Consider the following 22,027-nt stretch of genomic DNA (forward strand, 5'->3'; position numbering starts at 1 on the left):
GGTCCGCGAGACCGACGCCTGGCCGATCGCCCTGGGCCGCTACTACCTCGTGCGCGGGGGTTCGCTCGTCGCCTGGTCGACCGAGTCGGCGCAGGGCCCGCAGTCGGCGTTCCGGATCGTCGGAGGGCACACCGACTCGCCGAACCTGCGTCTCAAGCAGCACCCCGACCGGACGAGCGCGGGGTGGGAGACGGTGGCGCTGCAGCCGTACGGAGGACCGCTGCTCAACTCGTGGCTCGACCGCGAGCTGGGGCTGTCCGGTCGCGTGACCGTACGGACAGGGGCTGGCGTCGAGCAGCGGCTCGTCCGCATCGATGACCCGGTCCTCACCGTGCCGCAGCTGGCGATCCACCTGGCGGAGGACCGCAAGGGCGTCGAGCTCAACCCCCAGCGCCACCTCGACGCCTTGTACGGCGTGGGGGAGGGGGCCGGCGTCCTGTCCGACGTCGCGGTCGCGCTCGACGTCGACGTCGACGCCCTGCTCGGCTGGGAGCTCATGGTCCACGACCTCGTGCCGAGCCGAGTGTTCGGGCGCAACGGCGACCTGCTGGCCGCGCCGCGCCTGGACAACCAGACGACGTGCTGGGCGGGCACGACCGCGTTGCTCGATGCCGTCGAGCGCGCGACCGATGGGATCGTCCCGCTGCTGGTGCTGTTCGACCACGAGGAGGTCGGGTCGACCTCCGACCGCGGCGCCGAGTCAGACCTTCTCGTGACGGCGATCGAGCGGATCGTCCTCGCTGCCGGCGGCACCCGCGACGACTACCACCGGGCGGTGGCGGCCTCGCTCGTCGCGTCGGGCGACATGGCGCACGCGACGCACCCGAACTATGCCGACCGGCACGAGCCGCACCACCAGATCGTGCCCAACGGCGGGCCCGTCCTCAAGGTTCACCCCAACCTCCGCTATGCGACGGACGCGACCGGCGCCGCGGCGTTCGCCCTGGCCTGCGCCCAGGCCGGCGTGCCGATGCAGCGCTACGAGCACCGCGCCGACCTGCCCTGCGGGTCGACGGTCGGACCGATGACGGCCGCTCGCACGGGCATCCCGACCGTCGATGTGGGGGCTCCGCAGCTGGCGATGCACGCGGCGCGAGAGCTGATGGGAGCCGCTGATCCGGGGATGTACGCGGACGCGCTGGCGGCGTTCCTTGCACCCGTGCGATGACCCCGCCAGCGGGGTGTGGTAGCCCGCGTTGACCCTGTGACGCGCGACCCCGTACCCTTGGGGGTGCGTTGTGGACTCGCACGACCCCAGACCGAGCGGGCTCGTGCTCACGCTGCGTCGGGCCCATGTGGAGCGATTGAAACCGCCTTGTGATCACCCGCACCCAGCAAACGAGGGTCCTCTTCGCTCCGGCACGACTTCTATCCACCCAGGACTCAATCCCATATGACGAGCAGCATCCAGGCAGCACCCGCAGCGCCGCAGGTCGCGATCAACGACATCGGTAGCGAGGAGGACTTCCTCGCCGCGGTCGACAAGACCATCAAGTACTTCAACGACGGTGACATCGTCGACGGCACCATCGTCAAGGTCGATCGTGACGAGGTTCTCCTCGACATCGGCTACAAGACCGAAGGCGTCATTCCCTCGCGGGAGCTGTCCATCAAGCACGACGTCGACCCCCACGAGGTCGTCTCGGTCGGCGACGCCGTCGAGGCCCTCGTCCTCCAGAAGGAGGACAAGGAGGGGCGTCTGATCCTCTCGAAGAAGCGGGCGCAGTACGAGCGCGCCTGGGGCGACATCGAGAAGATCAAGGACGAGGACGGCGTCGTCGAGGGCACCGTCATCGAGGTCGTCAAGGGCGGCCTCATCCTCGACATCGGCCTGCGTGGCTTCCTGCCCGCGTCGCTGGTCGAGATGCGCCGTGTCCGCGACCTCGCGCCGTACGTCGGTCAGAAGCTCGAAGCGAAGATCATCGAGCTCGACAAGAACCGCAACAACGTGGTCCTGTCGCGTCGCGCCTGGCTCGAGCAGACGCAGTCGGAGGTTCGCCAGAACTTCCTCACGCAGCTGCAGAAGGGTCAGATCCGCAAGGGCGTCGTCTCGTCGATCGTCAACTTCGGCGCATTCGTCGACCTCGGTGGTGTGGACGGGCTCGTCCACGTCTCGGAGCTGTCGTGGAAGCACATCGACCACCCGTCCGAGGTCGTCCAGGTGGGCGACGAGGTTACGGTCGAGGTCCTCGACGTCGACATGGACCGCGAGCGCGTCTCGCTGTCGCTGAAGGCGACCCAGGAGGATCCGTGGCAGCACTTCGCCCGGACCCACCAGATCGGCCAGATCGTCCCGGGCAAGGTCACCAAGCTCGTCCCGTTCGGCGCCTTCGTGCGCGTCGAGGAGGGCATCGAGGGCCTGGTGCACATCTCGGAGCTCGCCGAGCGTCACGTTGAGATCCCGGAGCAGGTCGTCCAGGTCGGCGACTCGGTGATGGTCAAGATCATCGATATCGACCTCGAGCGTCGCCGCATCTCGCTGTCGCTGAAGCAGGCCAACGAGACCGAGGTCGCTCAGGACGCCGACGACTTCGATCCGACGCTCTACGGCATGGCTTCGTCGTACGACGCCCAGGGCAACTACATCTACCCCGACGGCTTCGACCCGGAGACGGGCGAGTGGCGCGAGGGCTTCGACGAGCAGCGCGAGACGTGGGAGCGGCAGTACGCCGAGGCCCACACCCGCTGGGAGGCCCACAAGAAGCAGATCGTCGACGCGGAGACCGCGGCTCGTGAGGCCGGTCAGGCCAGCAGCGGTGGCTCCTACTCGAGCGCTGCTCCGCAGGAGTCGAGCAGCCGTCCGTCCACCAACGGTGGTAGCGGCGGTGGCGGCGGCGGTGGCGCTCTCGCCTCGGACGAGGCGCTGCAGGCCCTGCGCGACAAGCTCACCGGCGGCGAGTGATCACCCGCCACGGCTGATGCCTTGAACGAGGCCCCTACCCAGTCGGGTAGGGGCCTCGTCGTTTCCCGGCCAGGCTGGGTAGCCTTGCCCCGTGCGCTTCATCCTCGATCCCAAGCCGGTGGATTCCGATCCGGTCACCGACGTGGCGATCGCGCACGCCCTGCTGAGGCAGGCGTCCGACGGCGAGATCGGTCCGACGGTCCGCATCAGCGTGCCTGGCGTCCCGACCGCGGCGTTCGGGCGCTCCGACGTCCGGCGTGCGGGCTTCGTGTCAGCGACCGAGGCGAGCCGGGCGCTCGGCTTCGCGCCGATCGTCCGTGGGGCGGGAGGCCGCGTGGCCGCATACACCGACAAGACACTGGTGATCGACCACGTGAGCCCCGATCCGGATCCGGGTACGGGGATGCGCGATCGCTTCCGCGACTACGGCGCGCTGCTCACCGGCGTCCTCCAGGAGCTGGGTGTCGATGCCCGCCTGGGCGCCGTGCCAGGGGAGTACTGCCCAGGCGAGTACAGCGTCAACGCACGTGGCGTCGCGAAGCTCGTCGGCACCGCGCAGCGCATCGTCCGCGGTGCGTGGCTGTTCAGTGCGGTCGTCGTCCTCGGCGACGGACCATCGCTGCGTGCAGCCCTTCCGATCGTCCACAACCGTCTCGAGCTCCCTCTGCGCCGGCGCTCGATCGGATCGGTGTTCGAGGAGGCGCCGGGCCTCGACGTCGACACGGTCGCGAGCACCCTGGTGCGGGCGTACGACCGGGTGACCGAGGTCGACGTCGCACCCCTCGACGACGGGACACTGGCACGGATGGAGACGCTGCGCGCCGATCACTGGCCTGTGGTCCCCGGGAGCGGCGCGAGGAGGTCTGCGTGACGCGCGTCGGGCTCACCGGGGGCATCGGCGCGGGCAAGAGTGCGGTCGCGGGGCTGCTGCGCGAGCACGGGGCCATCGTTGTCGATGCCGACGCCCTCTCCCGCGAGGTCGTCGAGCCGGGCACATCGGGCCTCGAGGCCATCGTCAAGCGCTTCGGCGAGGCGGTCCTGGACAGCGACGGCCGCCTTGATCGCCCTGCCCTGGGAGCCCTCGTCTTCGCTGACGACCAGGCACGGCGTGACCTCGAGGCGATCATCCATCCTCGTGTCCGCGCGCGGGCAGCCGAGCTGGAGGCTGCCGCCGGTCCGGGTGCCGTAGTGGTCCACGACGTGCCGCTGCTGGTGGAGACGGGCCAAGCGGGGCTGTACGACGTGGTGGTGGTCGTCGACGTCCCGGTCGAGACCCAGATCGAGCGTCTGGCGGCCAACCGCGGCATGTCGCGTGCAGAGGCGCAGAGCCGCATCGCCGTTCAAGCGACGCGTGAGCAGCGGCTCCAGGCTGCCGACGTGGTCCTCGACAACACCGGCTCCCTCGACGAGCTCGCCGATGCCGTCGGCGCGCTGTGGGAGCGCCTGTCGCTCGGAGTCGGCGAGAGCCCTCGGGCCTAGCGCCTCGTACGACGAAGGCCGGCGCCCCGACCGCGGTGGGTCGGGGCGCCGGCCCCTGGAGTGCTCGGAGCTCGCTGCGCCCCCGTCAGGCGGCGAGGTCCGGGTCGGCGATCTTGCGGAGTCGCTGGATCGCCTCCCGCTCGAGCTGACGGACCCGCTCGGCGGAGATGCCGTGACGCTTGCCGATGTCAGCCAGCTTGTGCTGGCGTCCGTCGAGCAGTCCGTAACGGCAACGGATGATGTCGGCCTCACGCTCGCCGAGGTGCTCGACCAGGCCCGAGAGCCGGTCGCGCGACTCGGTGTCGAGGACCGCGTGGTCCGGGCCGGGCTGGGTCTCGCGGGCGACCAGGTCACCCAGCGAGGTGTCGCCGTCCTCGTCCACGGGGGAGTCGAGGCTGACGTGGTCGCGTCCCCACGCGAGCAGGTCGAGGACACGCTCGACGGTCATCTCGAGCTCCTCGGCGATCTCGGCGGGGTCAGGCTCGTAGCCCAGCTTGCGCTCGAGGTTGCGGCGCGCGGCGCCGACCTGGTTGAGCTCCTCCACGACGTGGACGGGGAGGCGGACCACACGACCCTGCTGCGCGATGCCGCGCGTGATGGCCTGACGGACCCACCAGGTCGCGTACGTCGAGAACTTGAAGCCCTTGAGGTAGTCGAACTTCTCGACCGCGCGGATCAGGCCGGTGTTCCCCTCCTGCACAAGGTCGAGCAGCGGCATCTGGGAGCGGCCGTACTTGCGGGCGATCGACACGACGAGGCGAAGGTTGGCGGTGATGAACTCGTCGAGGGCACGCTCACCCTCGGCGACCATCCACTCGAGCTCCTCGAGCGTCGCGTACTTCGGGGCGCCGCCCTTCTTGCGCCCGACGCGTCCCTCCTCGATGAGGTGCTGGGCGAAGAGTCCGGCTTCGATGGTCTTGCTCAGCTCGACTTCCCGAGCGGCGTCGAGCAGCGGCGTACGCGAGATCTCGTCGAGGTACATCCCGACGCTGTCTCGTCCCTCGACGCGCTCGCGCACCTGAGTCGTTGCTGTCGTCACGCAGACCAGCTCCTTCACTTCGTTCGTTACTCGATCGTTGACAACACGATCGGATGCCAGTCGATTCCGTCCGGCACTGGAAACGACGAACGAAGCGTGCTAATGGTGCCGGTCTCAGGTGTTTCTTAACCGGAATCACAGCCCGCGGGGAGACCGGATCCCTTCCAGATCAGCCGAAACTCCTGCAATAGCGGGCGAATCGGCTCCTCGTACGAGACCGGCGAGGGCGATGATGGTCAGCGCGCGAGCGTGTAGGTGGCGGAGAGAAACGTACCGTCGTGACGAACGTCACCCTGCACGAGGTCGAGTCGTCGCGGCAGCAGCGGGGCGCCGGCGCCGAGCGTGACGGGGGCGTACGAGATCTCGATCTGGTCGAGGAGACCCGCATCCGCGAGCTGGCCGGCCAGGTCCCCGCCGCCGACGACCCAGACCTCTTTGCCGCCGGCCGCGGCGACGGCCTCGGCGTGAACGGCCGCCACCTCTCCCTGCGCGAACCTGATGTCGGCGCCAGGGACCACCGGGAGGTCGCGGTGCGTCATCACCCAGGTCGGCGCCGCGTACGGCCAGGCGTCGGGGTTGTCGAGGAGTTGCTCGTGGTCGACCATCCACTGGTAGGTGCTGGAGCCCATGAGCATCGCCCCGAACCGCGTGGTGAGCCCCTCCATCTCGGCCGAGATGTCGTCGGACAGCGGCTGGGACAGCAGCCAGTCGAGCGAGTGGTCGGGCGTCGCGATGAATCCGTCGAGACTGCTGGCGGTGTAGTAGATCGTTCGGCTCATCCGACCGATCCTTGCGCACCACACTGACAGGAACGCCCCGTGAGCGGCGTCAGCCGTCGGACGGCACCGGCTCCTCCGGCGCGCCGAGCGTGTCGATCACCCAGGCGAGCTCGTACGCCCGCTCCTTCCAGGACTCGTAGCGGCCGCTCACCCCGCCGTGGCCCGCGCTCATCTCCGTCTTGAGGAGGACGTCGGCGCCCGCGACCGCACGCAGGCGCGCGACCCACTTGGCCGGCTCCACGTACAGGACACGGGTGTCGTTGAGGCTCGTGATGGCGAGGATCTTGGGGTAGTCCTGGGCGACGACGTTCTCGTACGGCGTGTAGGACTTCATGTAGGCGTAGACGTCGGCGTCGTGGAGCGGGTCGCCCCACTCGTCCCACTCGATCACGGTCAGCGGGAGCGACGGGTCGAGAATCGATGTGAGCGCATCGACGAACGGCACGACGGCGAGGATGCCGGCGAAGTCCTGCGGGGCGTCGTTGGCGACGGCACCCATGAGGAGGCCCCCTGCGGAGCCGCCCTCGGCGACGAGCCGCTCCGCGCTCGTCCAGCCCTGGGCGACGAGGTGGCGTGCTGCGTCGACGAAGTCGGTGAAGGTGTTCTTCTTGTGGAGCAGCTTGCCGTCGTCGTACCAGCCGCGCCCCATCTCACCACCGCCGCGCACGTGCGCGACCGCGAAGACGATGCCGCGGTCGAGCAGTGAGAGGCGGGTGACCCGGAAGCTCGGATCCATGCTCGCCTCGTACGCGCCGTAACCATAGATCAGCGCCGGGGCGGTGCCGTCGCGGGGAACGCCCTTGCGGACGACCACCGAGATCGGGACGCGGGTGCCGTCGCGGGCGATCGCCCACTCGCGGTGCTGCTCGTAGGCCGTCGGGTCGTAGCCGCCGAGCACGGGCTGCTGCTTGCGCAGGACCAGCTCGCCGGTGTCGACCACGTAGTCGTACACCGTCTCGGGGGTGACGAACGAGGTGTAGCCGAGGCGGACGACGGGCTGGTGCCACTCGGGGTTGGCGCCGACGCCGCTGGTGTAGAGCGGCTCGTCGAAGACGACGGGCTCCTGGGGGCCGAGGGGCGCGCCGGGCTCGGCCGCGGGGTCGAGGCGGATCACGGACACCTGGCTGAGCGCGTCCCGGCGCAGGCTGAGGACGACGAAGTCGGCGAACGCGTCGACGTCCTCCAGCCGGGTGTCGTCGCGGGGCGCGATCTCGGTGCGCCAGTGCTCCGGGCCCGGGGTCGCCACCGGGGCGCTCGCCAGCGCGAAGTTGAGCGCGCCGTCGTTGTGCAGGATCAGGAAACGGTCCTCGCCGCCGACCACGACGTGCTCGACGGAGTATTCGATGCCCTCGCGACGTGGGGCGACGACCCGGAACTCGCCCGTGGGATCGGTCGCGTCGAGGACCCGCAGCTCGGTGGTGATCTTGGAGCCGGAGGCGATCACGAGGTAGCGGTCGCTGCGCGTCGCGCCGATGCCCGTGAAGTAGCGCTCGTCGGTCTCGTGGAAGACCAGCTCGTCGGACTCGGCGGAGGTGCCGATCGCGTGGCGCCAGACCTTGTCGGGCCGCCAGGCGTCGTCGACGGTGGAGTAGTAGAGGTGGTCGGCCGCGAAGGACCAGGTCGCGCCGTACGAGACGCCGGTGATCTCGTCGCCGAGCAGCTCGCCCGTACGGAGGTCCTTGACGCGCAGCGTGAAGCGCTCATCGCCCTCGGTGTCGGTCGAGTACGCGAGAAGGTTGCCGTCACGGCTCACGCTCAGCGCGCCGAGCGCGAAGTAGTCGTGGCCCTCGGCCTCCGCGTTGCCGTCGAGGAGCACCTGCTCGCCCTCGACGGCGTTGGCGGAGTCGAGCTCGGGCGGCGTCCAGTCGTCGGGGCCGGCGATCGGGCGTCGGCAGTGGACGGCGTACTCGCGGCCCTCGAAGGTGCGGGCGTAGTACCACCAGTCGCCACGGCGCACCGGCACCGACAGGTCGGTCTCGAGCACCCGGGACTTGATCTCGTCGAAGAGGCGCTCGCGCAGCGGGGCGAGGTGGTCGGTCCGCTCGGCCGTGTAGGCGTTCTCGGCCTCGAGGTAGGCGAGGGTCTCGGGGTTGTCCTTGTCGCGCAGCCACTCGTAGTCGTCGACGACCTCGTCGCCGTGGTGGACGCGGACCTGCGGGTGCCGCTTGGCGACCGGAGGGGTGCTCATGGCTCGACCGTACCCGGTCGCAACGAGGGGTCGTTGACGTCGAACGTCCGCACGGGGCCGGGGCCGCTCGTACGGGTCTCGAAGCGCACGGTGACACGGCCGATGCCCGACCCCCAGACCCATCCAGGACCCAGCTCGGCGTGCACGACGTCGGCCCCGGCCGGCCACCGCGTACGGGCGCGTGCGGAGGCCACGGGGACCGCGGCGACCTTGTCGCCCTCGTCGTCGGCGGGCGGCTCCTCCTCGGTCACGAACAGGTCGTCCTGGACCCAGTCAGCCATGCCGGAGACGCCCACACCCAGCAGCCGCAGCCCGGAGGAGCTGTCGATCTCGGCCAGCAGGCCGGTCGCCGTCCGCGCGATCGTCCGGGCGTCGTCGGTCGGCCCCGCGAGCGTCGCAGAGCGTGTGTGGGTCTCGAAGTCGTGGTGGCGGATCTTGAGCGTGACCGTACGGCCGGACATGCCGCGCTCGCGCAGCCGCGCGGACAGACGCCGGCTCATCGTCGTGGCGATGTCAGCGAGGACGCGGGGGTCGGTGATGTCGGTCTCGAAGGTGTCTTCGACGCTCAGGGACTTGGTCTCGCGCTCGGCGATGACCGCACGGTGGTCGACGCCGCGGGCGAGCGCGTGCAGCGAGGTCCCGTACGCGGTCCCGAGAAGCGACGTGAGCTCCGGGACGTCGAGACCGCGCAGCTCCTCGACGGTGTGCACGCCCATCCGGCGCAGCCGCTCGGCAGTCGCTGGGCCCACGCCTGGGATGGCGCGTACGGACATCGGTGCGAGGATCTCGAGCTCCGTGCCGGGCTCTACGACGTGGATGCCGTCGGGCTTGGCGAGCTCGCTGGCGATCTTGGCGAGGAACTTGGACGAGGCGATGCCGACCGAGGCGGTGAGCCCGCCGGTGCGGTCCGTGATGTCGGCGCGGACCTGCTCGGCCAGGGCGCGGGCGCCGACGAGGTCGAGGAACCGCGACTCCTCTCCTGCGGCGAGGTCGACGAACGCCTCGTCGAGCGACAGCGGCTCGACCAGCGGCGAGATCTCCCGCAGGCGCGCCATCACGGCCCGGCTGGCCTCGCGGTAGGCGTCGAACCGACCGGACAGGTAGGCCGCGTGGGGGCAGCGCGCGCGGGCCTCTGCCGTCCGCATCGCGGAGCGGACCCCGTACGCGCGTGCCTCGTACGACGCGGTCGACACCACTCCGCGGGGCCCGAGCCCGCCGACGACGACCGGCTTGCCGCGCAGCGAGGGCTTGTCGCGCTGCTCGACCGCGGCGAAGAACGCGTCGAGGTCGAGATGGAGGAAGGTGGCCTGGCGGCGCATGCGTCCATTGTGTCCGGCGGCTCCGACGCCCAGCCTGTGGACGACGTGAACGGGCGTCCACAGGCCGCGCGACGGGGACCCACGACCGCTCGCGGGCGGACCACGCTGTCTGCCATGACAGACGTGATCCGTGCCCGCACCCTCTCCGACCTCATCGGCGCCGTCCCCGCGATGTTCGGCTTCCACCCCGAGCACTCGCTGGTCGCGCTGTGCCTGAACGGCGCGCGCAGCCAGGTGGGGTTCCGCCTGCGCGTCGACCTGCCGCCGCCCGACGATGCTCCCGCTCTGGCCGAGGCGTTGGTCGGCTACCTGGTCGCGCAGCAGCCCGAGGCAGTGATCGTCCTCGCGTACGCCGATGACGACGGTGAGGCGCGCCCGGCGGTCGACGCGCTTGTGGCGCGGCTCGAGGAGGAGGGCGTGCGGCTCGCCGACGCGGCGCGCTTCGACGGGGAGCGCTTCTACTCGTACTCCTGCGACGACACCCGGTGCTGCCCGCCCGAGGGGGTCCCGTGCGACGTCGAGGGCTCGGCGGTGCTGGCGGAGGCTGTCTTCCGTGGGATGGAGATCCTCCCAGACAGGGCAACGCTCGCGCGGCGGTTCGAGCCGGTCACCGGCGCGGCACGCGATGACGTCGCCCTCGCGGCCGGGCCCGAGCTGACCGCACTCGCTGCATGCGCCGCGGGAGCGCAGGATCCGCAGCGCGACCTCCGTACGCTGCGGCGCGGACTCGACCGGGTCGTCCCGGTCCTCGACGCGGTCCTCGAGGGGGACGAGGACGAGCCGGTCGTGATCAGCGCCGAGGATCGGGCCTTGCTCGCGGTGTGGGCGTCGTTGGTCATCATCCGTGACGTAGCGTGGACGATGATCACCCACGACAACGCCGTCCGTTCGCTCGAGCTGTGGCGCCAGGTGGCCGTCAGTGCGCCGCTCCCGTTCGAGGTGCCGGCGCTCACACTCGCCGCGTTTGCCGCATGGTTGAGCGGTGACGGGGCACAGGCCCAGTGCGCGCTCGACCGGGTGCGCGTGGTCGCTCCCGACTACTCGATGGCGGTGCTGATCCAGTCGGCGCTATCGGGTTGTCTCGATCCACGCTCGTGGGTGGGGATGGGCACCGAGGAGGTGCTGCGCTCCGTGCCCGGACTCTCCTAGGCTGGAGCTGTCTGCCGACCGGTCCCGCGCGGCCGCAGAGTCCAGGAGGGGTGCGATGGGTCAAGAGGTCGACGAGCAGGTCTTCACGCGCGAGGACAGGACCGCGTTCCGTGAGAAGGTCCGTCGGAGTCTCGACGTCTTCTCGCGGATGCTCAAGGACACCCGCTTCGACGCCGCACAGCCGATGACCGGCCTCGAGATCGAGCTCAACCTTGTTGACGACAAGGGGGCTCCGGCCCTCCGAAACGCGGAGGTCCTCTCGGCGATCGCCGACGACGACTTCCAGACCGAGCTGGGTCAGTTCAACATCGAGATCAACATCGCTCCGCGGGCGCTGGACGGAGCCGGCCTGCGGACGTACGAGAAGACCGTCCGCGACGCCCTCAACCACGCCGAGGTCCAGGCACGTCCAGTCGGCGCCCACCTGATGATGATCGGCATCTTGCCAACCTTGCGGCCGGGACACATGACGCCGGCGACGATCTCTGCCAGCCCGCGCTACGCGCTGCTGTCCGAGCAGGTCCTCGCTGCGCGCGGCGAGGACATCGCCATCTCGATCGCAGGGGAGGAACGTCTGTCGACGACCTCGGAGTCGATCATGCCCGAGGCCGCGTGCACGAGCGTCCAGCTGCACCTCCAGGTCGCGCCGTCGGAGTTCGCCGCCTACTGGAACGCCTCGCAGGCCATCGCCTCGACCCAGCTCGCGCTGGGCGCTAACTCGCCGTTCTTGCTCGGCAAGCAGCTGTGGCACGAGACGCGCATCCCGTTGTTCGAGCAGGCGACAGACACGCGCTCGGAGGAGCTCAAGGCCCAGGGCGTGCGTCCGCGGGTGTGGTTCGGCGAGCGCTGGGTGACGTCGATCTTCGACCTGTTCGAGGAGAACGTGCGCTACTTCCCGGCGCTCCTGCCCGTCCTCGACGAGGAGGACCCTGAGGCCGTGCTCGCCGCTGGTGACATCCCGACGTTGTCGGAGCTGCGGCTGCACAACGGCACGATCTATCGGTGGAATCGTCCGATCTACGACGTGGTCGGCGACCGGCCGCACCTGCGAGTCGAGAACCGCGTCCTGCCCGCCGGCCCGACGGTGGTCGACACGGTCGCCAACGCGGCGTACTACTTCGGGCTCGTGCGCGCGCTCGTCGACGCCGACCGGCCGCTGTGGACGCAGATGTCGTTCAGCGCCGCCGAGGAGAACTTCACGGTGGGGGCGCGTGACGGGATCGGCGCGAGCATCTATTGGCCCGGCATCGGCACGGTCGGCGTGACCGAGCTGGTGCTGCGCCGCCTCCTGCCGCTGGCGGCGCAGGGCTTGGACGCGCTCGGCGTCGACCCTGCCGACCGCGACTTCTATCTCGGCATCATCGAGCAGCGCTGCCTCACCGGGCGCAACGGCGCGACCTGGCAGATCGAGCGGTTCCGGACGCTGTACGAGCGGGCAGGGACCGATCGTGCAGAAGCGCTGCGGGCCATGACGCAGGACTACCGCGAGCGGATGCACGCCAACGAGCCGGTGCACACCTGGGACTGAGCGCGACTCCTCAGGCGCGCGCGCGTCGCTGTCGCCAGGTCGTGCCGTCGGGCAGGCTCAGCCAGCCGGCGTGCGTCACGACTAGGAGGGGCTGGACCGGCGTCGTCGTGGCGTGCCGCAGCCACGCCGTGTGCCAGGCCAGATCGTCGGCGCTCGGGCGCAGCGCCCCCGTCCGTTCCCAGACCGCGAGCGGCCACCGGGAGGCATCGTCGTACGGGCCGAGGAGGCGCCGCATGATCTCGCCCCTCAGCCAGCCGTCGAGCTTGCCGGCGACGCGCGGCGACGCCGACCACCGACCCAACGGCGTGGCTCGCGCGGTGTCGTACGCCCACACGGTGAGGGCCGGCTCGTGTCTGCCGCCGGCGTACGCGCGCGCCCTCCGCGCGACCAGCTCTTGGGCGAGCCGCAGCGCCACGTCGGGGTCGACTCCGAGCAGCGGTGGGTGGGGGAGTGGAGGGCGCGCGGTCATGCCTTCAGCGTGTGTCCGGCGCGATGGAGTGTGCGGCGCCTGTCCACACCCTCGTGCCGGGTGCCGAGACGGGGCGATCGGGGATAGTGTCGGGACCACATTGACACTGGGAGGTCGAGGATGGGCACGATCGTCGTGGGATATGTCCCGAAGCCCGAGGGCCGCGCGGCTCTCGCACGAGCCGTCGAGGAGGCGAAGCTTCGGGGGGCGCACCTCGTGGTGGTCAACTCCCACCGCGGTGGACGGGACTTCGACGACGAGGACGCCGTGAAGACCGAGGAGCAGCTCGCCGAGGTGCGTGCCCAGCTCACGGACTCCGGCGTCGACTCCGAGGTCCGCCAGCTGGTCCGCGGCATGGATCCCGCCGACGATCTCGTGAAGGTCGCCAACGAGACGGGCGCCGACTTCATCGTGATCGGCCTGCGCCGACGTTCGCCGGTCGGCAAGCTCATCCTCGGGAGCAACGCGCAGCGGGTCCTTCTCGACTCGACGTGCCCCGTGCTCGCCGTCAAAGCCAGCAGCTGATCGGGCGTCCGTAGGATCGACGTGGCGGCCCTGGCCAAGCGACGACCGTCCCCAAAGGTCGCGTTTCGGTCACGGTCCGTGCGTCGGGCCGAGGCGGTTCGTGGTTCGGTCCGCGCGCGTGGCACACTGGACGGTGCCGCGGTTGACGGGAGGCCGGTTGACCGCGCCCTCGAACGCTCGCAGCGACCTTTTGGTCCGAACACCCCAAGGGAGTCACCTCGTGGTTTCAGCGCCCGACAGTCGAGCACGGAAGACAGTCGTAGCGGAGGCTGGGTCCCGCACCACCGTCAAGGCGACGACCGAGCAGGGCGCCAAGGCACCCGCCAAAAAGGCCGCCCCGGCGAAGAAGGCCGCCGCCAAGAAGGCTCCGGCCAAAAAGGCGCCCGCCAAGAAGACGTCGGCCAAGAAGTCCGCTGCCGTCGACGTCACCGCCAACGCGATCATCGTCGACGAGAACGGCAAGAAGATCCTCCCCGACATCCCCGACGAGGTGTTCGTGAAGGATCTCAAGACCGACCCGACGCTCAAGGAAGACGAGGCGTCGGGCTTCACGATCTCGGCCGCCGACGACACCGACGAGCCGGAGCAGCAGGTCACCGTCGCCGGTGCGACCGCCGACCCGGTCAAGGACTACCTCAAGCAGATCGGCAAGGTCTCGCTGCTCAACGCCGGCCAGGAGGTCGAGCTGGCCAAGCGGATCGAGGCCGGCCTCTTCGCCGAGGAGCAGCTCGCGACCGCCAAGCGGCTCTCGGAGTCGATGCGCGAGGAGCTCGAGTGGATCGTCGAGGACGGTCGCCGCGGCAAGAACCACCTCCTCGAGGCCAACCTGCGACTCGTCGTCTCGCTGGCCAAGCGCTACACCGGTCGCGGCATGCTCTTCCTCGACCTGATCCAGGAGGGCAACCTGGGTCTGATCCGTGCGGTCGAGAAGTTCGACTACACCAAGGGCTTCAAGTTCTCCACCTACGCGACGTGGTGGATCCGCCAGGCGATCACCCGCGCAATGGCCGACCAGGCCCGCACCATCCGCATCCCGGTGCACATGGTCGAGGTCATCAACAAGCTGGCCCGTGTCCAGCGGCAGATGCTGCAGGACCTGGGCCGCGAGCCCACCCCGGAGGAGCTCGCCAAGGAGCTCGACATGACTCCGGAGAAGGTCGTCGAGGTACAGAAGTACGGTCGCGAGCCGATCAGCCTCCACACGCCGCTCGGCGAGGACGGCGACTCGGAGTTCGGTGACCTCATCGAGGACTCCGAGGCGATCGTCCCGGCCGACGCCGTGTCGTTCACGCTCCTGCAGGAGCAGCTGCACGCGGTCCTCGACACGCTGTCCGAGCGCGAGGCAGGTGTGGTCTCGATGCGCTTCGGCCTCACCGACGGCCAGCCCAAGACGCTCGACGAGATCGGCAAGGTCTACGGCGTGACCCGCGAGCGGATCCGCCAGATCGAGTCCAAGACGATGAGCAAGCTGCGTCACCCGTCGCGCTCGCAGGTTCTGCGCGACTACCTCGACTGAGCGGCACGCTTCAGAGCGACGACGAGCGCCGCGTACGGGATCCCGTACGCGGCGCTCGTGCGTGCGGACGTCCGGCCGCCGCGCTCAGCGGCGGTGCAGCGCGCCCGCGTCGACGAGCTTGAAGTTGGTGCTGACGCGCTGCTCACCGTCGGCGCCCGTCTCGTACGGGGTCGCCTCGCCGTCGTGGACGACGAGCAGGCCTCGAGGGAAGGCGCGCCCGAGCGGCGTCGTCACCACCGCCGCGCCGTCGCTGTGCTGGACGCCGTCGGTCGCCGTCGAGTCGCTGATCGCGAAGGTGCGCTCGGCCGCCCACCCACGATCGATCCGGAACGTCGTGAACGTGCTGCCACCTTGGCTGGATGCCACGAGGGTGCGCCTGCCGCCAGACCCGTACGCGATCGTCAGCCCCTCGGCATCGGCGCTCAGATGCCGGCCGCCTGAGGCGGAGGTGCCGGTGACGGTGCACTCCTCGGTCTGCGGGTCGTACGTCGACGGCGCCCCGAACTCCCGGACACGCTCAACGAGGGTCGGACGACCGAGCGCCTCGGCGCCCAGCGGGACCCGCCAGACACCGACGTCCTCCTGCGCCGCATACAGGATGTCGGCCTCTGTGTCGACGACCATGCCCTCGACCTGCGGTCCCTCACCGGGCTCTCCGCACGGCGTCCAGCTGCCACCCTCGTCACGGGCGAACGTCGAGGGGAGGACGACCTCGTCGACCGGTGCGTACGTGACGGTGCCCCGAGAGGTCACGACGACGCGGAACAGGCCGACCGTCGTCCGATTGCGCTGACTCACGACGACGTACGGAAGGCCACCCGCAGGGTCTGGGCGGACAGTGAGTCCGTACCCCGTGTTCTGCTCCTCGACGGATGCCTCGTCGGGCGAGAACAGTCGGGGTGCCGTGGCGTCCGTGACGTCGCGGAGGGCGGCTCCGCGTCGGGCGCCGTCGTCGTCGATCGCGTAGAAGCGCAGGCGGTCGCGGCCGCGGTCGCTGACGACGGCGAGGTCTGTACGGGCGCCGCCCAGGCGGACACCGAGGGCGAGGTCGACGTTGTTGAACCGGCTCGCCTCGAGCCCGTCGGCGGGCGCGACGGGGGCATCGACGTGCTGGACGAGCCGCCCGCGAAGGTCGTACGCGTCGAGGCCGCCGTTCTTGAGCGTGCCGAGGACGAGGCTGTGCGTGCGCTCGCGGGGCGCGACCCAGATGGCCGGGTCGTCGGCGTCGGCGTCGCCGCCGGCCTCGTCGTCGAAGACGGCTCGCGTCTCGAGCGCCGCGGCGATCGTGCGCGGGTGGGCGGGGCGCCCGTCGCCCGGGCGGGTGCCCGTCGGGGCCAGGGTGGCCGTGGCGGCGGCCGCGGTGGCGCAGGTGACGACGCACAGCGCGCTGACCAGCGTGGCGAGAAGCGTGCGAGGGCGGGGTGGTCGGGCCACGGGAGCTCCTGAGGTCGGTGGGGTCTGACCATCCCCACCCTGGTGTCGCCCAACGACGTCCAGGTGGCGCCGAGGTGGACGTCGGACGACGCGTTGGGGACCTCCTGGTTGCACGTCGCGGATAGCCTGGGGCCATGTCGTCGACGAGCACGCCAGCGCGCCGGTCGTACCTCGCTCCCGTGGTCCCGGTGCTCGTGCTGCTCGGGGTCATGTGGCTGCTCGAGATCTTCGACGCGCTGCCTGGGGTGTTCCTCGACCAGCACGGGATCCGGCCCCGTGACACCGGCGGCCTGTACGGGGTGCTCGCGGCGCCGTTCCTGCACGGCGGCTTCGATCACCTGATCGCCAACACCACCGCGTTCCTCGTGCTCGGCATCTTGCTGGCGTACACGGCGAGGGGGCGGTTCTGGCCGGCGACGCTCGGCATCGTGCTCATCGGCGGGATCGGGACGTGGCTCATCGGAGCCCCGTACACGGTCCACATCGGGGCGAGCGGCGTGATCTACGGCTATGCGGCGTTCCTCGTCGTCTGGGGGATCGTCACGCGACGCGTGATCGCTGTGCTGGTCGCGGTCGTCGTGGCGATCCTGTACGGCGGGATCGTCGGCGGGATCCTGCCGGGGCAGGCGGGCGTGTCGTGGGAGGGCCACCTGATGGGCGCCGTCGCGGGCGTCGTCATGGCGTGGTGGCTCGGACGCCGCGACAACCACGAGCGTCGGGTGCAGCGGCGGAACCAGGCGTACTGAGCCCGCTCACGCCTGCGGGCGCTCCTTGTCGATCAGGGTGAGGATCCTCGCGACGGTCAGCGCGGCGTCGTCGATCACGTGCTCGCTGCCGCGTGCGCGGGCGTACATGAGCCCCGCGTCGATGACCTGAGCCAGGAGTTCGAGGTCGTCCGGCTCGGGCGGAGGGTGACCGCTGCGCGTGACGACGGTGGCGAGCGCATCGAGGAGCCGCGGCCGTGAGGCGGTCATGGTGGGACGCAGGCGCTCGTTGCGCTGGGCGGCCAGCATCGGCTCGAGCCGCCGGGTGACGACATCCTCGGCGACGTGTGGCGCGTAGGCGACGTCGATCAGCAGCCGGGCGACCTCGAGGGCTGTGCGGGGCTTCTCCTCGAGGGAATTGGCCTGGGCGTGTGCGGCCTCGGTCCGTTGCTCCTCCGCGGCGTCGACGGCGGCGGCGTACAGCTCGTCGTGCGAGGGGAAGTAGTACGACGCGGTGCCGGCAGGAAGGCCCGCGGCGAGAGCGACCCCGCGGTAGGTGACAGCGTCCGGACCCTCCTCGATGAGCAAGCGGCCTGCCGCGGAGCGTAGGGCGTCGAGCTTTTCCGCGCTGCGGGCCTGACGGGGCGAGCGTACGGCCATGGGACTCCTTCGCGTTGCCGGAATACTACGAGGTCCCAAGAAGTTATACATACGTATCACTTCTAGCCCATGAAAGGGGATGACGAGATGGTCCTCGCAGAGGGTCTCAAGATCGACTGGGCGACGATGCCCACCTACAACACGATCATGTCGGTCGCCGTCGGCGCCGGGCTGATCGGACTGGTCTGGCTGGCTCGCGACTTCCGCAAGGATCCGCAGAGCATCAGCCCCGCAGGATGGGCGCTCAACTTCGGCGCGCTCGGCACGATCCTGACGCTGACCGGCGCGCACATGACGCTCACCTGGCCCCTGGCGGCCGGTGGCTTCCCCTTCGACAACATCATCTTCGGCGAGACCAGCCTCGGCTTCGGCGTGCTGCTGCTCTTCGCGGCGTTCGCCCTGTGGCGTCGCGGTGACGCGATCCTCGCTGCCGAGAACCCGCGCGAGGCCGTCAAGGCGCTCGTGAAGCCGATCGGCGTGTTCGTCTTCGGGCTCGGCCTCGGCCTCCTAGGCATCGCCGTCGCGGGCGTGAAGTATCAGCTGTTTGCCGCTCCGCCGGAGGAGCCGATCTCGGGTGCGTTCGCCGAGTGGCCTCTCGTCGAGGCGATCTTCATGTCGGGCCTCATCGCGCTCGTCGGCGTCGGGGCCCTGCTGTTCCCGTTCGCCGTCAATCGCCTCGGGCGTGGCGTGCGGGCCGGGCGCGACTGGATCGCGTCGGTGACCGGCTGGGTCTGGGGGATCACCGGTGTCGCGTTCCTGCTGTTCGGCGCGATGAACTTCTTCACCCACATCGGCCTCATCGTCAACACGATGTAACGACGCGGTGGTGGTCAGGTCGCGACGACCCCGACCACCCAGACCGCGGTCGACAGGAGGCCGCCGGTGAGCTCGATGAGAATCGAGAGGCCGGCGGCCTTCATCGCGTGCTTGGTGGCCGTCCATGCGGCCGAGTGGATGCGGAGCCGGTTGAGCTCCCACGCGTACACGCCCAGGACGAAGCCCACGAACAGCCCGACGAACGGGATCACGAAGAACCCGACGACGCCGAGCACTCCGCCTGCGAGCATCGCCCGGCCGGGGACGCCTGCCTCTTTGAGGCGCTTGCCGGGGATCAGGTACTGGACGACCAGGGTCAGCGCGTAGAGCACCGTGCAGACGCCGAACACGACCCACCCGGTGGCCGAGCCGGTGGCGAACGCCCAGACGCCGATCGCGGCCCAGATCAGCAGCGAGCCGGGCAGGACGGGGACCGCGATCCCCACCAGGCCCACGAGGATGGCCAGGCCGACGAGGACGGTGCCGAGGGTTCCCATGGGGGAAGGGTGCCAGACGGGGGTTGAGTACGAGGACGCTGGCGTCGGGGCAACAGCCGACCGATGATGGGAGCGTGACGCAACGAGTTCGTACGGCGGCCGTGCTGGTGGTGCTCCTGCTCACCCTCGCGGGGTGCGGGCACTCCTGGGACTGGAAGCAGGCCGACCTCGACCGCAACCGGCTCAACCTCGGGCTTTTCCGGGGTGCGGACACGGGGGAGAAGCTCGGCACGTGGGTACGTGTCGGTGAGGTCGTCGCCACCGACGGGACCCGCGATGGTGGCGACCTCGCCGTGGTCGTCCGGTACGAGCGGACGGTCACTGAAGGATGGGGCGGCGCAGAGAAGGTCGAGCGCTCCTGCTTTCAGTTCATCCCGGATGCGGACGGGAGCACCGTGGAGTTTGGTCCGACGGACTGCCCGTGAGTCGGCGTCCCGAATCGTTACGTGACGCATCTATCGCAGGGGCCTTCTGCTGAGATAGAAACACTCCGAGTGTCACGTTCGGTACGTGACCTGGCTGGAGGATCACGTGATGATCGGACGACGGCCGCGCCTGGCGGCCATGGTGGCGACCTCGCTGGGCGGGGTGCTGGTGGCGGGTGTGCTGGCGGTGGCGCCGGGCAGCGCAGCAGGCGAGACGACCACGGCCGCGGAGCCGGCCCCGCTCGGGTGGGCGGTGACGAACCTGTCCACCAGTGCGGTGCCGCAGGCGGACGATGCGGTCGCCGCGGATGCGGAGGGCCCGGTGGTTGCGGTCCGGTGGCGGCCATGCACCGCGACGTCATGCGGTCCGGAGAGCTATCTGCGCCTCTCGACCGATGCGGGACGTACGTTCGGACCGCAGCGCAAGGTCGACGACGGTGCGAGCGCGCCGGTCGTAGCTGTCGCCGCGGCACACGTCCTCTCCGCGAGCCCCGGCTTCGCCGGTCCTGCCAAGCCCGTCGTGCGGGTCGCCCGCTGGTCCGCCAGCGCCACGAGCGGCACCCCCGAGACGGTCGAGATCGCGACGACCGCCTCCCCGACGAACCTGCGACTTGCTGCCTCCGGTGACCGGGCGGTCCTGACGTACAGGGTCGCCTCCGACGTCTTCGTCGCCCGCACGGACGACGGCGGTGCCACCTGGGCGGCACCGATCGTCGTGGCAGTGGGCAACGGGAACGTCGACCTCGACGTCAACGGAATCAAGGCCGCCCTGGTGGCCAACACCGGCGCCGGCACGTGGACCGTACGCGTCTCCGCCGATGCCGGGACGACGTGGGGCACCCCCCGCACGCTGGCGGTGGGTCGGGACGGTGGTACGCCGCGCGTCGCGATCACGACGGGCGGCACGATCGCCTTCGGGCTCTCGTACGCCGATGGTGCGTCACGTCGAGGAGAGGTTCGTACCTCCGCGGACGGTGTGACATGGTCGGAGCCGACGAAGCTCGCCAACCTTTCGGCGACGCAGATGCTCGACCTCACAGCCGAGGGGGACATGTTCTTCGCGAGCGGCGACGGCCAGAACCTGCACCGTTCGACGGGCGGCGGATCGTGGGGCCGCGTCGACGAGTACAGCCGAGTGGTGACGTCGTTGGCAGCGCACGAGCGGCAGTTCGCCAACGCAGGGAGGACGGTCGTGGCGGTCAGCGCCAGCGGTCCTGTCGTGATGCACGGCTCGACGCTGCTGCGCTCGTTCCCGGACACGCGGACGCCGTCCGTCCGCTTCACGGCCGTCCCGCCAGCGGTGACCAAGGTGGCGAACCAGGTCGTCCGCTTCGCCGCGACCGACGCCGACTCGGCCGACGCGTGGCTCACGTACGAGTGCGGTTACGGCAACAACCCATGGTTCGAGGAGTGCTCGAGCCCTCACCAGATCTCACGCTGGTCGCCCGAGGTGGCAGGCCGCAACCAGGAGCTCCGCGTCCGCGCCATCGATGCCGCAGGGCGGGTCTCGCCCGTCGTCACGGCGCGCTGGATCCTCGACCAGGCGCCGCCGGCGAGCACCTTCATGCACGCGAAGGAGGTCGTGCTGACGTCCCGGGCGACGTTCCGGTGGGGGGCCGACGAGTTCGAGTCGAGCGTCGCCTCGTACCAGGTCCGCTACTCCGTGACGGCGCAGACCGCCGCCCGGATGTCGCGGACCTGGCGTACGCCGCGTGCGCTGGCGCGGACGCCCCGGCGCTCGGTGAGCCTCGCGGTGCCGCGCGGCAAGGTCGTCTGCGTCCAGATGCGTGCGACCGACCGCGCCGGCAACGTGTCGGCGTGGACCCAGCAGTGTGCTGCGCGCCCGTACGACGACCGTGCGCTGACGCGTTCGGGCACCACGAAGAAGCTACGTAGCAAGCGCTTCGTCGACGCGAGCGCGACGCGGATCCGCCCCGGCGGGACGGTGAGGCTCCGCGCAGTCCCGCGGGGAGCCGACGTCATCGTCGTGTACAAGCGCGAGCCGGGCCGTCGAGGGCTCACCATCCGTCGGCCGGGTGTGATGAGGGCTTACGTGGACACCGCGGGCCGGACGAAGTTCGCAGTCGTGGAGACGGTCGCTCAGCCGCGTCAGCGTCGTGCGGGTGCCGTGCGGATCACCGGCGACGGCGTCCTGGACGGCATCGTGGTGCGTCCGCGATGGACTCGCTGACCTGACACGACACGAGGGGCCCCGTACCGGATCGGTACGGGGCCCCTCGTCAGGTCGTGCGGTGATCAGCCGGCGGGAGGTCAGATCTCCTCGGCCGGCGCCGTCGCCGGAGTGCCGGTGAGCTTGTCGGACTCGTCGTGGATGTTCGCGGCGACCTCGCGCAGCTTTGCGTCGTGGGCGCGTGCGTGGTGTGCGCAGAACAGGAGCTCGAAGCCGCTCGCGAGCTCGGCGCGTACGTAGGCCTGGGCTCCACAACGGTCGCAACGATCAGCGGCGCTGAGGGCAGCGGTGGGGGCGACAGCAGTTGTCACGTCTGACCTCTTCTCTTCCAAGTCGGACCAGGCGGTCCTTCAGGATCAACATCCAACCATGGGAACGTGTTCCCCTGTCGGTCATCTGGAGGATGC

General features: G+C 70.2%; 21 protein-coding genes. 12 read left to right on the top strand and 9 right to left on the bottom strand.

What is annotated here, in order from left to right; genetic code table 11:
* From ACFSDF_RS13335 to coaE, 4 genes are all read left to right on the top strand, one after another.
* Positions 1-1,168: M18 family aminopeptidase (locus tag ACFSDF_RS13335; RefSeq protein ID WP_377157824.1), on the top strand; the 1,168-nt coding region annotated here is incomplete at its 5' end.
* A 225-nt stretch (positions 1,169-1,393) separates the two neighbouring features.
* Positions 1,394-2,902 (top strand): 30S ribosomal protein S1, encoded by a 1,509-nt coding sequence (gene rpsA / locus ACFSDF_RS13340; RefSeq protein WP_167008567.1) that lies wholly within the window; start codon positions 1,394-1,396, stop codon positions 2,900-2,902.
* Positions 2,903-2,993: 91 nt separating this feature from the next.
* Complete coding sequence (locus tag ACFSDF_RS13345; RefSeq protein ID WP_182397159.1) at positions 2,994-3,773, top strand: lipoate--protein ligase family protein; 780 nt, start codon at positions 2,994-2,996, stop codon at positions 3,771-3,773.
* Positions 3,770-4,381: a dephospho-CoA kinase gene (coaE, locus tag ACFSDF_RS13350; protein ID WP_167008570.1), complete on the top strand. Its 612-nt coding sequence runs from the start codon at positions 3,770-3,772 to the stop codon at positions 4,379-4,381. Before ACFSDF_RS13345 ends, coaE begins: the two co-directional genes overlap by 4 nt.
* An 85-nt stretch (positions 4,382-4,466) precedes the next feature.
* Here coaE and ACFSDF_RS13355 read toward each other — a convergent pair whose 3' ends face one another.
* The 4 genes from ACFSDF_RS13355 to ACFSDF_RS13370 all read right to left on the bottom strand — a co-directional run bounded on the left by ACFSDF_RS13355 (position 4,467) and on the right by ACFSDF_RS13370 (position 9,706).
* Complete coding sequence (locus tag ACFSDF_RS13355; RefSeq protein WP_167009328.1) at positions 4,467-5,363, bottom strand: sigma-70 family RNA polymerase sigma factor; 897 nt, start codon at positions 5,361-5,363, stop codon at positions 4,467-4,469.
* A gap of 293 nt (positions 5,364-5,656) precedes the next feature.
* Positions 5,657-6,199 (bottom strand): dihydrofolate reductase family protein, encoded by a 543-nt coding sequence (locus tag ACFSDF_RS13360; protein ID WP_167008573.1) that lies wholly within the window; start codon positions 6,197-6,199, stop codon positions 5,657-5,659.
* A 49-nt stretch (positions 6,200-6,248) separates the two neighbouring features.
* Positions 6,249-8,387, bottom strand: a complete 2,139-nt coding sequence (locus ACFSDF_RS13365) for a S9 family peptidase (RefSeq protein ID WP_167008576.1) — start codon at positions 8,385-8,387, stop codon at positions 6,249-6,251.
* Positions 8,384-9,706, bottom strand: coding sequence for a DNA polymerase IV (locus ACFSDF_RS13370; RefSeq protein WP_167008579.1), 1,323 nt, complete (start codon positions 9,704-9,706; stop codon positions 8,384-8,386). The genes ACFSDF_RS13365 and ACFSDF_RS13370 overlap by 4 nt, the downstream gene beginning before the upstream one ends.
* Positions 9,707-9,820: 114 nt before the next feature.
* Here ACFSDF_RS13370 and ACFSDF_RS13375 point away from each other — a divergent pair, with 114 nt between their 5' ends.
* A complete protein-coding gene (locus ACFSDF_RS13375) occupies positions 9,821-10,855 on the top strand; it encodes a DUF4192 domain-containing protein (RefSeq protein WP_167008582.1) in 1,035 nt (344 codons plus the stop codon).
* A gap of 55 nt (positions 10,856-10,910) precedes the next feature.
* Positions 10,911-12,383: a glutamate-cysteine ligase family protein gene (locus tag ACFSDF_RS13380; protein WP_167008584.1), complete on the top strand. Its 1,473-nt coding sequence runs from the start codon at positions 10,911-10,913 to the stop codon at positions 12,381-12,383.
* Positions 12,384-12,393: 10 nt separating this feature from the next.
* Here ACFSDF_RS13380 and ACFSDF_RS13385 read toward each other — a convergent pair whose 3' ends face one another.
* Positions 12,394-12,852 (bottom strand): hypothetical protein, encoded by a 459-nt coding sequence (locus ACFSDF_RS13385; RefSeq protein ID WP_167008586.1) that lies wholly within the window; start codon positions 12,850-12,852, stop codon positions 12,394-12,396.
* Between the two features lie 120 nt (positions 12,853-12,972).
* Here ACFSDF_RS13385 and ACFSDF_RS13390 point away from each other — a divergent pair, with 120 nt between their 5' ends.
* Both ACFSDF_RS13390 and ACFSDF_RS13395 read left to right on the top strand, forming a co-directional pair.
* Entirely contained in the window at positions 12,973-13,377 is a 405-nt protein-coding gene (locus ACFSDF_RS13390; RefSeq protein WP_167008589.1) for a universal stress protein, read from the top strand.
* Between the two features lie 100 nt (positions 13,378-13,477).
* On the top strand, positions 13,478-14,893 hold the full coding sequence (locus tag ACFSDF_RS13395; RefSeq protein WP_377157829.1) for an RNA polymerase sigma factor: 1,416 nt from the start codon (positions 13,478-13,480) through the stop codon (positions 14,891-14,893).
* A gap of 84 nt (positions 14,894-14,977) precedes the next feature.
* On the opposite strand, the gene ACFSDF_RS13400 is transcribed toward ACFSDF_RS13395, so the two are convergent.
* Entirely contained in the window at positions 14,978-16,327 is a 1,350-nt protein-coding gene (locus ACFSDF_RS13400; RefSeq protein ID WP_208322519.1) for a phytase, read from the bottom strand.
* Positions 16,328-16,461: 134 nt separating this feature from the next.
* Here ACFSDF_RS13400 and ACFSDF_RS13405 point away from each other — a divergent pair, with 134 nt between their 5' ends.
* Positions 16,462-17,073 (top strand): rhomboid family intramembrane serine protease, encoded by a 612-nt coding sequence (locus ACFSDF_RS13405; RefSeq protein ID WP_167008592.1) that lies wholly within the window; start codon positions 16,462-16,464, stop codon positions 17,071-17,073.
* A gap of 6 nt (positions 17,074-17,079) precedes the next feature.
* Here the strand turns inward: ACFSDF_RS13405 and ACFSDF_RS13410 are convergent, their stop codons facing one another.
* A complete protein-coding gene (locus tag ACFSDF_RS13410) occupies positions 17,080-17,691 on the bottom strand; it encodes a TetR/AcrR family transcriptional regulator (protein ID WP_167008595.1) in 612 nt (203 codons plus the stop codon).
* An 87-nt stretch (positions 17,692-17,778) separates the two neighbouring features.
* Between ACFSDF_RS13410 and ACFSDF_RS13415 the strand changes: the two genes are divergently transcribed.
* A complete protein-coding gene (locus ACFSDF_RS13415) occupies positions 17,779-18,507 on the top strand; it encodes a DUF981 family protein (RefSeq protein WP_243843124.1) in 729 nt (242 codons plus the stop codon).
* A 14-nt stretch (positions 18,508-18,521) separates the two neighbouring features.
* On the opposite strand, the gene ACFSDF_RS13420 is transcribed toward ACFSDF_RS13415, so the two are convergent.
* The gene (locus ACFSDF_RS13420) at positions 18,522-19,004 is read right to left on the bottom strand and encodes a DUF456 domain-containing protein (RefSeq protein ID WP_167008597.1); all 483 of its coding nucleotides are present in this window, start codon (positions 19,002-19,004) and stop codon (positions 18,522-18,524) included.
* Positions 19,005-19,078: 74 nt separating this feature from the next.
* On the opposite strand from ACFSDF_RS13420, the gene ACFSDF_RS13425 reads away from it, so the two are divergent.
* Together ACFSDF_RS13425 and ACFSDF_RS13430 are read left to right on the top strand one after the other, a co-directional pair.
* Entirely contained in the window at positions 19,079-19,429 is a 351-nt protein-coding gene (locus ACFSDF_RS13425; RefSeq protein WP_167008600.1) for a hypothetical protein, read from the top strand.
* A gap of 109 nt (positions 19,430-19,538) precedes the next feature.
* On the top strand, positions 19,539-21,620 hold the full coding sequence (locus ACFSDF_RS13430; protein ID WP_167008603.1) for a WD40/YVTN/BNR-like repeat-containing protein: 2,082 nt from the start codon (positions 19,539-19,541) through the stop codon (positions 21,618-21,620).
* Between the two features lie 80 nt (positions 21,621-21,700).
* Here the strand turns inward: ACFSDF_RS13430 and ACFSDF_RS13435 are convergent, their stop codons facing one another.
* Positions 21,701-21,931 (bottom strand): DUF7455 domain-containing protein, encoded by a 231-nt coding sequence (locus ACFSDF_RS13435; RefSeq protein ID WP_167008605.1) that lies wholly within the window; start codon positions 21,929-21,931, stop codon positions 21,701-21,703.
* Positions 21,932-22,027 lie beyond the last annotated feature (96 nt).

Origin of the sequence: Mumia zhuanghuii (assembly GCF_042681565.1) — a bacterium.
In the GTDB taxonomy this organism is placed as follows: Bacteria; Actinomycetota; Actinomycetes; order Propionibacteriales; family Nocardioidaceae; genus Mumia.